Annotated in this window: 11 protein-coding genes; 6 read left to right on the top strand and 5 right to left on the bottom strand. The window is 68.3% G+C overall.

Going from position 1 to position 13,255, the window contains the following annotated elements; all coding sequences use genetic code 11:
* Window positions 1-245 precede the first annotated feature (245 nt).
* Together BLV92_RS00445 and BLV92_RS00440 are read left to right on the top strand one after the other, a co-directional pair.
* Window positions 246-1,028, top strand: coding sequence for an HpcH/HpaI aldolase family protein (locus BLV92_RS00445; protein ID WP_090541189.1), 783 nt, complete (start codon window positions 246-248; stop codon window positions 1,026-1,028).
* Window positions 1,025-1,726 carry a tetratricopeptide repeat protein gene (locus BLV92_RS00440; RefSeq protein ID WP_090541188.1) on the top strand — a complete coding sequence of 234 codons (702 nt, stop codon included), beginning with the start codon at window positions 1,025-1,027 and terminating at the stop codon, window positions 1,724-1,726. The genes BLV92_RS00445 and BLV92_RS00440 overlap by 4 nt, the downstream gene beginning before the upstream one ends.
* 154 nt (window positions 1,727-1,880) lie before the next feature.
* Here the strand turns inward: BLV92_RS00440 and rodA are convergent, their stop codons facing one another.
* The 5 genes from rodA to BLV92_RS00415 all read right to left on the bottom strand — a co-directional run bounded on the left by rodA (window position 1,881) and on the right by BLV92_RS00415 (window position 8,448).
* The gene (gene rodA, locus BLV92_RS00435) at window positions 1,881-3,047 is read right to left on the bottom strand and encodes a rod shape-determining protein RodA (protein ID WP_090541187.1); all 1,167 of its coding nucleotides are present in this window, start codon (window positions 3,045-3,047) and stop codon (window positions 1,881-1,883) included.
* A gap of 9 nt (window positions 3,048-3,056) precedes the next feature.
* On the bottom strand, window positions 3,057-5,543 hold the full coding sequence (mrdA, locus tag BLV92_RS00430) for a penicillin-binding protein 2 (protein WP_090541185.1): 2,487 nt from the start codon (window positions 5,541-5,543) through the stop codon (window positions 3,057-3,059).
* 81 nt (window positions 5,544-5,624) lie between these two features.
* A complete protein-coding gene (mreD, locus tag BLV92_RS00425; RefSeq protein WP_090541183.1) occupies window positions 5,625-6,140 on the bottom strand; it encodes a rod shape-determining protein MreD in 516 nt (171 codons plus the stop codon).
* Window positions 6,140-7,282 (bottom strand): rod shape-determining protein MreC, encoded by a 1,143-nt coding sequence (gene mreC, locus BLV92_RS00420; protein WP_090541180.1) that lies wholly within the window; start codon window positions 7,280-7,282, stop codon window positions 6,140-6,142. Before mreC ends, mreD begins: the two co-directional genes overlap by 1 nt.
* 122 nt (window positions 7,283-7,404) lie before the next feature.
* Window positions 7,405-8,448, bottom strand: a complete 1,044-nt coding sequence (locus BLV92_RS00415) for a rod shape-determining protein (RefSeq protein WP_004189550.1) — start codon at window positions 8,446-8,448, stop codon at window positions 7,405-7,407.
* A gap of 365 nt (window positions 8,449-8,813) precedes the next feature.
* Here BLV92_RS00415 and gatC point away from each other — a divergent pair, with 365 nt between their 5' ends.
* From gatC to BLV92_RS00395, 4 genes are all read left to right on the top strand, one after another.
* Entirely contained in the window at window positions 8,814-9,113 is a 300-nt protein-coding gene (gatC, locus tag BLV92_RS00410) for an Asp-tRNA(Asn)/Glu-tRNA(Gln) amidotransferase subunit GatC (RefSeq protein WP_090541178.1), read from the top strand.
* Between the two features lie 129 nt (window positions 9,114-9,242).
* Window positions 9,243-10,811: an Asp-tRNA(Asn)/Glu-tRNA(Gln) amidotransferase subunit GatA gene (gene gatA, locus BLV92_RS00405; protein ID WP_090541176.1), complete on the top strand. Its 1,569-nt coding sequence runs from the start codon at window positions 9,243-9,245 to the stop codon at window positions 10,809-10,811.
* A complete protein-coding gene (gene gatB / locus BLV92_RS00400) occupies window positions 10,811-12,283 on the top strand; it encodes an Asp-tRNA(Asn)/Glu-tRNA(Gln) amidotransferase subunit GatB (protein WP_090546716.1) in 1,473 nt (490 codons plus the stop codon). Before gatA ends, gatB begins: the two co-directional genes overlap by 1 nt.
* Before the next feature lie 113 nt (window positions 12,284-12,396).
* Window positions 12,397-13,233: a PPK2 family polyphosphate kinase gene (locus tag BLV92_RS00395; RefSeq protein WP_090541175.1), complete on the top strand. Its 837-nt coding sequence runs from the start codon at window positions 12,397-12,399 to the stop codon at window positions 13,231-13,233.
* Window positions 13,234-13,255 lie beyond the last annotated feature (22 nt).

Below are 13,255 nucleotides of genomic sequence, written 5' to 3'. Positions count from 1 at the left end.
GCTGTGACTGGCGCATGTGCCGCGCATTCTTGACGGTTTTGCATGGGGTCCCACCTATGCGCTAAAGCGCCAAGGGCGACCGACAGCTTTGCATGGGGTCGCCCTAAGCGCTAAAGCGCCAAGGGCGACCGACAGCCTTGCATGGGGTCGCCCTAGGCGCTAAAGCGCCAAGGGCGACCGACAGCTTTGCATGGGGTCGCCCTAGGCGCTAAAGCGCCAAGGGCGACCGACAGGAGTCCCTGACAATGAGCACCTTCACGAATCCCCTCAAGGAACGCCTGAAAGAGTCGGAGCCGCTGTTCGGGCTGTGGCTGTCGATGGGCTGCGAAACCGCCGCCGAGGCGCTCGCGCACGCCGGTTTCGACTGGCTGCTGATCGACATGGAACACGCGCCGAACGACAGCGCCGACACCACCGCGCAACTGCGCGCGATCGCCGCCGCACATCTGCCGACCGAGCCGGTCGTGCGGCTGCCCGCGAGCGAGCCGTGGCTCGTCAAGCGCGTGCTCGACGCCGGCGCGCGCACGCTGATGTTCCCGAATGTCGGCTCGGCCGCCGAGGCGGCGCGGGCCGTCAGCCTCACCCGCTATCCGGACGAGCAGTCGCCCGACGGCCAACGCGGCGTCGCGGGCGTCGTGCGCGCGGCCGCGTACGGGATGCGGCGCGACTATCTGCACGGGGCGAACGCGCAGATCGCGACGATCGTGCAGATCGAGTCCGCGGAGGCGCTCGCGGAAGTCGAGCAGATCGCGGCGACGCCGGGCGTCGATTGCCTGTTCGTCGGCCCGGCCGATCTCGCGGCGAGCCTCGGCCACCTGGGCGACTCGAAGCACCCCCAGGTGCAGGACGCGATGCTGCGGATCGTGTCGGCCGGACGCAGCGCCGGCGTCGCGACCGGCATCTTCGCGATGGACGCTGCAAGCGCGAAGCAGTATCGCGAAATGGGCTTCAGCTTCATCGCGCTCGCGGCCGACGTGATCTGGCTCGTGCGCGCGACGCGTCAGGCATTGCAGGAGGCGCGCTCATGAGCGCGGTGCAAACGGCATTCGCGCGGACGGCGGCGGCCTTCGCCACGGCGCTGCTGATGGCGGGCGCAGCGGCCGCGCAGCAGGGGTTGTCGGCGGACTCGGACCCGCAGACGGAATCGGCGGTCGCCGACTACAACGCGGGCAACCTGAGCGGCGCGCTCGCGAAGTTTCGCGGGGCCGCGCAGCGCGGCAACCGTCTCGCGGAATTCGACTACGCGATGATGCTGCTGAACGGCGAAGGCGGCGCGACCGACGTCGGCGAGGGTCGCAAGTGGCTGCGCAAGGCGGCGGACGCGAACATGTCGCACGCGCAGTACGTGTACGGGAAGATGTACGACGACGGCGATTTCGTCGCGCGCGATCCGGCCGAGGCGCACCAGTGGTTTCTGAAGGCCGCGCAGCAGGGTCATGTGCAGGCGCAGCTCGCGCTCGCGAACCAGTTCCTCGACGGGCGCGGCACGTCGCGCGACAACCGCAAGGCGTTCTACTGGTACAAGAAAGCGGCCGAAGGCGGCGACATGACTGCGCAGTACGTAGCCGGCTCGTTCTACGAGCGCGGCGGCGACGGCGTGCAGAAGAACCTGAACGTCGCGCGAGCGTACTACGCGGCGGCGGCTGCGCAGGGCGACCCGGCTGCGCGGCTCAAATACGAACAGTTGACCGCGCAGTTGATGAAGAACGCGCCGCGCGCGCAGTAGTCACGCGGGAACGAGGCCGCGCGGGCCAGCCGGATCGAACCCGGCGCAATGGCGCCGCGATGCAATTCCGTCGGAGATCATCGGGCCATGCGCGGGGAGCGCGGCGGCCCAACCGCCGCGTCTCCCGCGAATCCATCCCGTGCGGCGGCCGCCCCTAACTCTGCATCAACCGCTTCTGCCGCCCGACGCTCATGATCAGCCCGATCGCGATGCCGAGCGTCGTCAGCGCGGTGCCGCCGTAGCTCATGAACGGCAGCGGCACGCCGACGACCGGCAGGATGCCGCTCACCATCCCGATGTTCACGAACGCATAGGTGAAGAACGCCATCGTCAGCGACCCGGCGAGCAGCCGGCCGAACAGCGTCGCGCCGTTCGCCGCGATGTAGAGCCCGCGCGCGATCAGCGCCATGTAGAGCGTCAGCAGCACGATGCCGCCGACGAGCCCGAACTCCTCGGAGAACACCGCGAAGATGAAGTCGGTGTGCTTCTCGGGGATGAATTCGAGGTGCGACTGCGTGCCCTTCAGCCAGCCCTTGCCGAGCGGCCCGCCCGAGCCGATCGCGATCACCGCCTGGATCGTGTGGAAACCCTTGCCGAGCGGATCGGACGTCGGGTCGAGCAGCGTGCAGATCCGGTGCTTCTGGTAGTCGTGCATCAGCGGCCAGTTCACCTGAGGCTGGCAGATGCGGTCCTGGAACGCGGCGACCGACGCGATCGCGATCACCGCCGCAGCCAGCACCGGCACGATCAGCTTGAACGACAGCCCCGCGAAGTAGATCACGAAGATCCCGGCCGCGAACACCAGCACCGCGGTGCCGAGGTCCGGCTGCTTCGCGATCAGTCCGACCGGCACCGCGAGGATCACGAAGCCGACCACGTAGTCGTACCAGCGCATCACGCCTTCGCGCCGCTGGTAATACCACGCGAGCATCAGCGGGGTCGCGATCTTCATGATCTCGGACGGCTGGATCACGACGCCGACGTTGATCCAGCGCTTCGCGCCCTTGCGCGTCAGGCCGAACATCGCGACCGCGACCAGCAGCGCGATGCCGAACGTGTAGATCGGCAACGCGAAGCGCATCAGCGTGGTCGGCGGCACGTTCGCGAGCGCCCACATCAGCACGAACGTCAGCATGATGTTGCGCAACTGGTCCTCGACGCGGCCCGGCATGTCGAGGCTCGCGCTGTACAGCGTGACGATGCCGACGCACAGCAGCAGGAACACGATCAGCGCGAGCGGCCGGTCGAAGCCGAGGAACATCTTGCCGATGCGGTCGAGCACCGCGCGTCGGTCGAGTTTGTCGAACTGGAGGAAAGGCATGGGTTCTCCTTACTCGTCGATGCCGCCGGCAGCCGGCGCGGCCGGCTTCGGCGGCGGCGCGATCGCGGCCGTGCCCGGATCGCCTGCCGGCGCGCGCGGACGGCGCGGGCCGTTGCGGCGCGGCGCGGATGCGGCGGTGTCGGCGGACTGCGCGCCGTCGCCGGCCGGTCGCGTGCCGCCGTCGACTGCATCGAGGTTGTCGCCCGCGTCCGGCGCGACAGGCACGGCCGGCTTCGGCCGCGGCGTGAGCGCGCGGCGCACGTCCGGCTTGCCGCTGAGCGGCGCACCGTGCACGTGCGCGGCCGACGTCGACGGCAGCGCCGACGCGGCGTCTGCGACGGATGCGCTGTTAATGGGGCCGGCGGCGGCAGCCGATGCCGCTGCCGGACTCGACGCGCCGGCCGGCGCGGACGCCGCCGACGCCGCGTCGGCCGGCGCGGCCGGAACCGGCAGTGGCGTGAAGCCCGCCGCGACGCGGACCGGCTGCGTGCCGCCCGTATCGCCCGTGTTCCCCTGCTGTTGCGGCACGCCGATCACCGGCGCGGACGCGTCCTGGGTCGCGGACGCCGCGGCGGCCACCGCCGCCTGTTCGGCGCCCGGCTTCAGCCGGTCGATCAGATAGTAGTCGAGCACGCGCCGCGCGATCGGGCCGGCCGCCTGCGCACCCCAGCCGCCGTTCTCGACGATCAGCGCGAGCGCGATCTGCGGATGCTCGACCGGCGCGAACGCGATGAAAAGCGCGTGGTCGCGCAGATGCTCCGCGAGCGCGTGCGCCTGATACTTCGCGCCCTGCAGCGAAAACACCTGCGCGGTGCCGGTCTTGCCCGCCGACGTGTACGGCGCGTTCTGGAACACTTTGAACGCGGTGCCGGACTGATTCATCGTCACGTTTTCCATCCCGCGCTTCACGACGTCGATGTCCGCCTGCTTCACGTCGACGCGGCCGCTTTCGCGCGGCACCGTCAGATGCTCGTCGTGCGTGATCGGATTCTCGATTTCCTTCACGAGGTGCGGCTTCATCAGCACGCCGTCGTTCGCGAGCGTCGCGGTCGCGTGCGCGAGCTGCAGGATCGTGAACGAGTTGTAGCCCTGGCCGATCCCGAGGCTGATCGTTTCGCCTTCGTACCAGCGCTGCTGCTCGGGTTTGCGGTACGCCTTGCGTTTCCAGTCGGTCGACGGCAGGATGCCGCGCGCCTCGCCGGCGATGTCGATCCCGGTCAACTGGCCGAAGCCGAACGGCCGCATGAAGTTCGCGATGTTGTCGACGCCGAGGTCGTGCGCGAGCATGAAGAAGTACGTGTCGTTCGACACCATGATCGCGCGGTTCATGTCGATCCAGCCCTGGCCCGAGCGCACGTCGTTGTGGAACGTGTGGCCGCCGAACGTGTACGAGCCCGGATCCTGGAAACCCCAGTTCGGCGTGCGCTTGTGCAGCGTCAGCGCGGCGAGCGCCATGAACGGCTTGTACGTCGAGCCCGGCGGATAGGTGCCGTGCAGCGGGCGGTTCAGCAGCGGATGGTCCGGCGAGTTATTCAGCTCGTCCCACGTCTGCTGGTCGATCCCGTCGACGAACGAATTCGGATCGAAGCTCGGCGCGGACACGAACGCGAGGATGTCGCCGGTCGAAGGTTCGATCGCGACGAGCGCGCCGCGTCTGCCGGCGAACGCCTCCTCGGCGACCTGCTGCAAGCCGATGTCGATCGACAGCACGAGGTTGTTGCCCGGCGTCGCCTGGGTGCGCGACAGCGTGCGCACCGGCCGGCCGCCGGCCGTCACCTCGACTTCCTCGAAACCGGTCAGTCCATGCAGCTCGGTTTCGTAGCTCTGCTCGACGCCGATCTTGCCGATGTAGTCGGTGCCGTTGTAGTTGTTCGCGTCGAGGCGCGGATCGTAGTGGTCCGGGTCGCTCGCGTTGCGGTCGCTCTGATCGTCGAGGCGGTCCTGGTCGCGCTGCGAGATGCGGCCGATATAGCCGATCACGTGCGCGGCGGTCGGGCCGAGCGGGTACTGGCGGAACAGGCGCGCGCGCACCTCGACGCCCGGGAAGCGGAAGCGTTGCGCGGTGAAGCGCGCGACTTCGTCGTCGGTCAAGCGCGTGCGGATCGGCAGGCTTTCGAAGTTTTTCGAGTCTTCCTGCAGCTTCTTGAAGCGGCGGCGGTCGCGCGCGTCGATCGGGATCACCGTCGACAGCTGGTCGATCACGTTGTCGAGCGTGTCGTTCAGCTTCGACGGCGTGATTTCGAGCGTGTACGCGGAATAGTTCTTCGCGAGCACGACGCCGTTGCGGTCCGTGATGATGCCGCGGTTCGGCACGATCGGCGCGACCGAGATGCGGTTCTCGTCCGCCTGCAACGAGTATTTGCTGTGGTTCCACACCTGCAGGTACACGAAGCGGAACGCGATCAGCCCGAAGCAGACGAACACGAACAGCCCCGCCGCCGCGACGCGCAGGCGGAACTTCGTGAGCTGCTGCTGGGTGTCCTTGAATTCGGTCATGCGATCAGGCCCGCGTGCGTGAACCGCGCGGCGGGCCGGGTACGAAAGAGGTGGTCAAAGCGGGTCCGGGTGCGCGGCGCGTCAGATCGGCCGCGTGTCGTCGGGATCGACGGGGCGGCGTTGCGGCAGCAGCAGCAGGATCGTCGCGACCGGCCACAGCGCCGCCGCGACGAAGCCGCTCACGAGATAACCCCAGCCGGGGAACGCCGCGCCCATCAGCAGGCGGATCACGAACGGCACGAGCTGCGCGCCGACGAGCATCGGCATTACCGTGAACGTCTGCACGCCAAGCGACATCCACAGCACGCGGCGGTGGATCGTGATTGCGCCGTACGACAGCAGCGTGTACGCCAGCGCGTGTTCGCCGAGCAGGTTCGCGCTGTGCACGTCCATCAGCAGGCCGAGGAAAAACGCGATGCCCATGCCGACCTTGCGCGGCTGGTGCACGTTCCAGAACAGCAGCACGAGCGCGACGAAGTCCGGCACGCCGATCAGCTTGCCCCACGGCAGCAGGTTCAGCAGGAACGCGGCCGCGAGGCTGAACGCGATGAAGTACGGGTTGACCGGCTGCAGGATGTATTGCGGACGGCTGTTCATCACTGGCCCTCCTGCGCGGCGGGGGGCGGCGTGCGCTTCGGTGCGGCCGGCTTCGGTGCGGCCGGCTTTGCCGTGGCGGGTTTCGCCGCGGGCTGCGCGGGCGTCGCGGCAGGCTGCGCGCCCGACGCCGGTTTCGCGGCGGAGCCCGTGTCGGCCGGCTTCGCGTTGCCGTCCGCCGCCTTCGCATCGGCGGCTTTCGCGTCAGCCGGCTTCGCGTTCGCATCGGCGGCCTTTGCCTTGTCCGCGGCTTTTACCGCTTTTTTCTTCGCGTCGGCGGCCGTTTCCTCGTCGGCCGGACGCGGCGGCAGTTTCGCCTCGTAGTGCAGCACCAGCATCTGGCGCGCGCCGCGCACCGCCGCGAGCGGCACGCAGACGACGCGCGCGAACGCGGTGTCCGCGAGCTTGTCCACGCGCAGCACCTTCGCGACCGGCAGCCCCTGCGGATAGATGCCGTCGAGGCCGCTCGTCACGAGTTCGTCGCCGACCTGCACGTCGGCGCTGATCGGCACGAAGCGCAGATCGAGCAGATCGCCCTTCGGCGTGCCGTAGATCACGCTGCGCAGCCCGGTGCGCACGATCTCGACCGGCACCGCCTGGTCCTTGTCGGTGATCAGCGTGACTTCCGCCTGCAACGGGAACACCCGCGTGATCTGGCCGATCACGCCGTTTTCGTCGACGACCGGCGAGCCGTTCGCGATGCCCTGCTGCGCGCCGCGGCCGATCACGACCTTCTGCGTGAATGGGTCGCGGGTGTCGTATTCGATCTCGGCGGGCATCGCCTGCGCGGCGATCCGCTGCGACAGTTGCAGCAGCGCGCGCAGATGCGCGTTCTCCGCGTCCAGCGCGACCGCCTGGTTCGCCTGCTGCGACAACTGGAGGTTTTTCGAGCGCAGTTGCGCGTTGTCCGCGCGCAGCGTCGCGCTCGTCACCGCGAGGTCGGCCGCGCCCATGAACAGGTCGCGCGGCACGAGCGCCGCGCGCTGCAGCGGATAGAGGCCCGCGCCGAGCACGCCGCGCACGATTTCGAGCGTGTTGAAGCGCGCGTCGGAGATCAGGAGCACGAGCGACAGCACGACGAAGAAGATCAGCCGTGCGAGTGCCGACGGGCCTTGCTTGAAGAGGGGCGGCGGACTGTATTCCATGGTCGGCGCCGGGGGCGTGAGCGAGTGGGTGAAACGACGGCGGCGCCGCTGGGGGTGCCTTCAGCGGGCGGCCCGACGAGGGTGCCGGATGAGCCGCGCCGCTGACATCAACATGAGACGGCTTACTCGTACGAGAAGATGCTGCCGAGCTTGTCCATCCGCTCAAGCGCCATGCCCGATCCGCGCACGACGCAGGTGAGCGGGTCTTCGGCGACCAGCACCGGCAGGCCGGTTTCCTCGGCGAGCAGCCGGTCGAGGTCGCGCAGCAGCGCGCCGCCGCCGGTCAGCATCATGCCGCGCTCGGCGATGTCCGCGCCGAGTTCCGGCGGCGTCTGTTCGAGCGCGATCTTCACCGACGACACGATCTGGTTCAGCGGGTCCGTCAGTGCTTCGAGAATTTCGTTGCTGGAAATCGTGAAGCTGCGCGGGATGCCTTCCGACAGATTGCGGCCCTTGACTTCCATTTCCTTCACTTCGGAACCCGGGAACGCGGAGCCGATTTCCTTCTTGATCGCTTCGGCGGTCTGCTCGCCGATCAGCATCCCGTAGTTGCGGCGGATGTAGTTGACGATCGCCTCGTCGAACTTGTCGCCGCCGACGCGCACCGAACCCTTGTACACGATGCCGCCGAGCGAGATCACGCCGACTTCGGTCGTGCCGCCGCCGATGTCGACGACCATCGAGCCGGTCGCTTCCGACACCGGCAGGCCCGCGCCGATCGCGGCGGCCATCGGCTCCTCGATCAGGTACACCTGCGACGCGCCCGCGCCGTGCGCGGCTTCCTTGATCGCGCGGCGCTCGACCTGGGTGGACCCGCACGGCACGCAGATGATGATGCGCGGCGACGGCGAGAACATCCGCGATTCGTGCGCGGTCTTGATGAACTGCTTGATCATCTGCTCGGTGACGGTGAAGTCGGCGATCACGCCGTCCTTCATCGGGCGGATCGCCTCGATGTTGCCCGGCACCTTGCCGAGCATCTGCTTGGCTTCCTTGCCGACCGCCTGGATCGTTTTCTTGCCGTTCGGGCCGCCTTCCTGGCGAATCGAGACGACAGACGGTTCGTCGAGGACGATGCCCTTGCCCCGCATGTAGATGAGCGTGTTGGCGGTGCCGAGGTCGATGGCCAGATCGTTGGAGAAGTAGCTACGCAAAAAACCGAACATTCAAAATCCTGTCTCGCTGGGGCCGGCCTTTTTGTTCATGCGGGCAAGGACGGCAGCGGAAATAAACAACAGCTTCAGGCCGGGCGGGAGCGGCGCCGCGATGAGCTTGAAACTGCGGGGATGGTTACCGGAGGCAGCCCGGCCGCCTGTCTGCCAGCCGGGGCGGCGTTGAAAGGTGCGGGCAAGGCAGTCCGGGTTTGGGTCGAACGCGTAATGATACCTTATAATTTTGCCTGTTTTACAGGATCAGGACGGCACTTTTTGATGCCGTCACCGCTTTCCCGCAGCCCCTGATCCGAAGCGATAACCCGCTGTTGCAGCACTGTTTTCCCGCGCTGCCGCAGCCCGAATTTTCCGGTGACCGCATGGCCCTGACCCTGAACGATGTGAAGCGCATCGCGCACCTCGCGCGCCTCGAACTGGCCGACGCCGAAGCCGGCAACACGCTCGACCGCCTGAACGACTTTTTCGGCCTCGTCGAGCAGATGCAGGCCGTCGACACGTCCGGCATCGCGCCGCTCGCGCACCCGATCGAACAGATCGAGGACGTCGCGCTGCGCCTGCGCGCGGACGCCGTGACCGAAACGGTCGACCGCGACGCGCTGCAACGCCCGGCGCCGGCCGTCCAGGACGGCCTGTACCTCGTGCCGAAGGTGATCGAATAAGCCCGCGAACCGGCCCGCTGCGCGCGCCGCACCGGGTTTTCCCGAATTTCGGGGCGCGGCCCGCCGGCGGGCGGGCCGCGTTCCAGACGGCGCCGCCTGCGCGCGCCGTGTCCATCCAGGAACCACGCAATGCATGAAAAAAGCTTGACCGAACTGCGCGCCGCGCTGGCGGCGAAAGACTGTTCCGCAGTCGAGCTGGCCCAGCTCTACCTCGGCCGGATCGAAGCGCACCAGGGGCTGAACGCGTTCATCGACGTCAATCCGGAACTGACGCTCGCGCAGGCGAAGGCGGCGGACGCGCGGCTCGCGGCCGGCGACGCGGGGCCGCTGACGGGCCTGCCGCTCGCGCACAAGGACGTGTTCGTCACGCGCGGCTGGCGCTCGACGGCCGGCTCGAAGATGCTCGAAAACTACGTGAGCCCGTTCGACGCCACCGTCGTCGAGCGGCTCGAACGCGCGGGCATGGTGTGCGTCGGCAAGACCAACATGGACGAGTTCGCGATGGGCTCGTCGAACGAAAACTCGTATTTCGGCGCGGTCCGCAACCCGTGGGACCCGAAGGCGGTGCCGGGCGGCTCGTCCGGCGGCTCGGCGGCGGCGGTCGCTGCGCGCCTCGCGCCCGCCGCGACCGGCACCGACACCGGCGGCTCGATCCGCCAGCCGGCGTCGTTCTCCGGCGTGACCGGCATCAAGCCGACGTACGGCCGGGTGTCGCGCTACGGGATGATCGCGTTCGCGTCGTCGCTCGACCAGGGCGGCCCGCTCGCGCAAAGCGCCGCCGACTGCGCGCTGCTGCTGAACGCGATGGCCGGCTTCGATACGCGCGACTCGACCAGCCTCGAACGCGCGGACGAAGACTACACGCGTTATCTCGGCGCGCCGTGGCGCGCCGGCGCGGACGCGGACAAGCCGCTCGCGGGCCTGCGCATCGGCTTGCCGAAGGAATACTTCGGCGACGGCCTCGCGGCCGACGTGCGCGCGGCGATCGACGCGGCGCTCAGGCAGTACGAGGTGCTCGGCGCGACGCTCGTCGAGGTGTCGCTGCCGAAGACCGAACTGTCGATCCCGGTTTATTACGTGATCGCGCCGGCCGAGGCGTCGTCGAACCTGTCGCGTTTCGACGGCGTGCGCTACGGCCATCGCGCGGCCGGGTACGGCGACCTGCTCGACATGTACAAGAAGTCGCGCGCGGAAGGCTTCGGCGCGGAAGTGAAGCGTCGGATTCTGGTCGGCACGTACGTGCTGTCGCACGGCTACTACGACGCGTACTACCTGCAGGCGCAGAAGATCCGCCGCATCATCGCGCAGGACTTCCAGCAGGCGTTCGAGCAGTGCGACGTCATCATGGGGCCGGTCGCGCCGAGCGTCGCGTGGGACATCGGCGCGAAGGGCGACGATCCGCTGCAGATGTATCTCGCGGACGTGTACACGCTGTCGACGAGCCTCGCCGGCCTGCCCGGCATGAGCGTGCCGTGCGGTTTCGGCGCCGGCGCGAACGCGCAGCGCCCGGTCGGTCTGCAGATCGTCGGCAACTATTTCAACGAGGCCCGCATGCTGCAGGTCGCCGACGCGTTCCAGCGCGCGACCGACTGGCATCGCCGGGCCCCGGCAGAGGGTGGGGAGCCCCCACGTTCACTTCGTTCGCTGCCCCCCGCGGGGGCGCATGCCTCCCTTGAGGCGGCTCGGCGGGAGGCATGATGAATCAGTGGGAAGTCGTTATCGGTCTTGAGACGCACGCGCAGTTGTCGACGGCGTCGAAAATCTTTTCCGGCGCCTCGACGCAGTTCGGCGCCGCGCCGAACACGCAGGCCTGTCCGGTCGATCTCGCGCTGCCCGGCGTGCTGCCGGTGATGAACCGCGGCGCGGTCGAGCGCGCGATCCGTTTCGGCCTCGCGATCGGCGCGAGCGTCGCGCCGCGCAGCGTGTTCGCGCGCAAGAACTACTTCTACCCCGATCTGCCGAAGGGCTACCAGATCAGCCAGTACGAGATCCCGGTCGTGCAGGGCGGCCAGGTCACGATCCAGGTGCCGGCGAACGAGAAGTCCGGCGCCGCCGCGTACGAAAAGACGATCAACCTGACGCGCGCGCACCTCGAAGAGGACGCCGGCAAGTCGCTGCACGAGGACTTCGCGGGGATGACCGGCATCGACCTGAACCGCGCCGGCACGCCGCTGCTGGAAATCGTCACCGAGCCGGAGATGCGCAGCGCGGCCGAGGCGGTCGCGTATGCGAAGACGCTGCATACGCTCGTCGTGTGGCTCGGCATCTGCGACGGCAACATGCAGGAAGGCTCGTTCCGCTGCGACGCGAACGTGTCGGTGCGCCCGGTCGGCCAGAAGGAGTTCGGCACGCGCGCGGAGATCAAGAACCTGAACTCGTTCCGCTTCCTCGAAGAGGCGATCCAGTACGAGGTGCGCCGCCAGATCGAACTGATCGAGGACGGCGGCACCGTCGTGCAGGAGACGCGCCTGTACGACCCGGACAAGCGCGAGACGCGCTCGATGCGCAGCAAGGAAGACGCGCACGACTACCGCTATTTCCCGGACCCGGACCTGATGCCGCTCGCGATCGACGCGGCATGGGTCGAGCGCGTGAAGGGCGAGATGCCGGAACTGCCGGCGGCGATCCAGACGCGCTTCGTCGAGCAGTACGGGCTCACGCCGTACGACGCCGGCGTGCTGACGTCCGGCAAGGCGATGGCCGCGTATTACGAGGCGGTGGTCGGCAAGGTCGGCGCGGCGCACGCGAAGGTCGCGGCGAACTGGCTGATGGGCGAGGTGTCGTCGCAACTGAATCGCGACGGCCTCGACATCGACGCCTCGCCGGTCTCCGCCGCGCAGCTCGCGCTGCTGCTGCAACGGATCGCGGACGGCACGGTCTCGAACAAGATCGCGAAGGAAGTGTTCGTCGCGATGTGGGACGAGCAGGCCCGCGACGAAGGCGCGGCCGACCGCATCATCGACGCGAAGGGGCTGCGGCAGATTTCGGACACCGGCGCGCTCGAAGCGATCATCGACGAGGTGCTCGCCGCGAACCCGAAGTCCGTCGACGAGTTCCGCGCGGGCAAGGAGAAGGCGTTCAACGCGCTGATCGGCCAGGCGATGAAAGCGACGAAGGGTAAGGCGAATCCGCAGCAGGTGAACGAGCTGCTGAAGAAAAAGCTATCCTGAGCGCGTTGCGAGCCGCCGCCGTCCGTGCGCGGCGGCTCGCGACGAACGCGCGGCACCGCTTCGTGAGCGTCGGAGCGGCGCGAATAACGTGGCCCGACACAGGAGAGCGACGCATGACAAAAGGCCCGAGCCTCGACGATTATCGCGTGCCGTATTTCGGCGACAAGAAAGCGGACAAGTTCTCTCTCGGCGCGCTCGACACCGCCGCGAAGCCGTTCTCGGCCGGCAGCAAGGACGCCGATCGCGGGCGGCTGTCCGAGATCGGCACGAAGCTCGACGTACAGCAGGAACGGCTGCACGCGCAGCGCCGGCAGCGCGTGCTGGTCGTACTGCAGGGGATGGACACGAGCGGCAAGGACGGCACGATCCGCGGCGTGTTCCACGAGGTCGATCCGCTCGGCCTGCGCATCGTGCCGTTTCGCGCGCCGACGCCGATCGAGGCGTCGCGCGACTTCCTGTGGCGCGTGCATGCGCAGGTGCCGGCCGCCGGCGAACTCGCGATCTTCAACCGCAGCCATTACGAGGACGTGCTGGTGCCGTTCGTGATGGGCGGCATCGACAGCGCCGAATGCGAGCGCCGCTACCGGCAGATCCGCGACTTCGAACTGATGCTGTCGCAGACCGGCACGTCGATCATCAAGTGCATGCTGCACATCTCGAAGGACGAGCAGCGCCGCCGCATCCAGGCGCGCATCGACGATCCGACGAAGCACTGGAAGTTCGACATTTCCGACCTCGATGCACGCAAGCACTGGGACGCGTATCAGGACGCGTATCGCGGCGCGCTCGCGGCGACCTCGACCGAATACGCGCCGTGGTACGTGATTCCGGCCGACTCGAAGTCGCATCGCAACGTGATGGTCGGGATGCTGCTGCTGCGCCTGCTGGAAAGCCTGAAGCTCGAATACCCGCCGGCGAAGGAAGAGCTGGCTGGCCTGAAGATCGAATGACCGCGCCGGGCCTCGACCCCGG

Origin of the sequence: Paraburkholderia caballeronis (genome assembly GCF_900104845.1) — a bacterium.
Taxonomy (GTDB): domain Bacteria; phylum Pseudomonadota; class Gammaproteobacteria; order Burkholderiales; family Burkholderiaceae; genus Paraburkholderia; species Paraburkholderia caballeronis.
This window is presented reverse-complemented; position numbering and strand designations above follow the sequence as displayed.

Coding starts and splice junctions, on each gene's coding strand:
- BLV92_RS00445 (WP_090541189.1), top strand. CDS start 246: ATGAGCACCTTCACGAATCCCCTCAAGGAACGCCTGAAAGAGTCGGAG.
- BLV92_RS00440 (WP_090541188.1), top strand. CDS start 1,025: ATGAGCGCGGTGCAAACGGCATTCGCGCGGACGGCGGCGGCCTTCGCC.
- rodA (WP_090541187.1), bottom strand. CDS start 3,047: ATGCCTTTCCTCCAGTTCGACAAACTCGACCGACGCGCGGTGCTCGAC.
- mrdA (WP_090541185.1), bottom strand. CDS start 5,543: ATGACCGAATTCAAGGACACCCAGCAGCAGCTCACGAAGTTCCGCCTG.
- mreD (WP_090541183.1), bottom strand. CDS start 6,140: ATGAACAGCCGTCCGCAATACATCCTGCAGCCGGTCAACCCGTACTTC.
- mreC (WP_090541180.1), bottom strand. CDS start 7,282: ATGGAATACAGTCCGCCGCCCCTCTTCAAGCAAGGCCCGTCGGCACTC.
- BLV92_RS00415 (WP_004189550.1), bottom strand. CDS start 8,448: ATGTTCGGTTTTTTGCGTAGCTACTTCTCCAACGATCTGGCCATCGAC.
- gatC (WP_090541178.1), top strand. CDS start 8,814: ATGGCCCTGACCCTGAACGATGTGAAGCGCATCGCGCACCTCGCGCGC.
- gatA (WP_090541176.1), top strand. CDS start 9,243: ATGCATGAAAAAAGCTTGACCGAACTGCGCGCCGCGCTGGCGGCGAAA.
- gatB (WP_090546716.1), top strand. CDS start 10,811: ATGAATCAGTGGGAAGTCGTTATCGGTCTTGAGACGCACGCGCAGTTG.
- BLV92_RS00395 (WP_090541175.1), top strand. CDS start 12,397: ATGACAAAAGGCCCGAGCCTCGACGATTATCGCGTGCCGTATTTCGGC.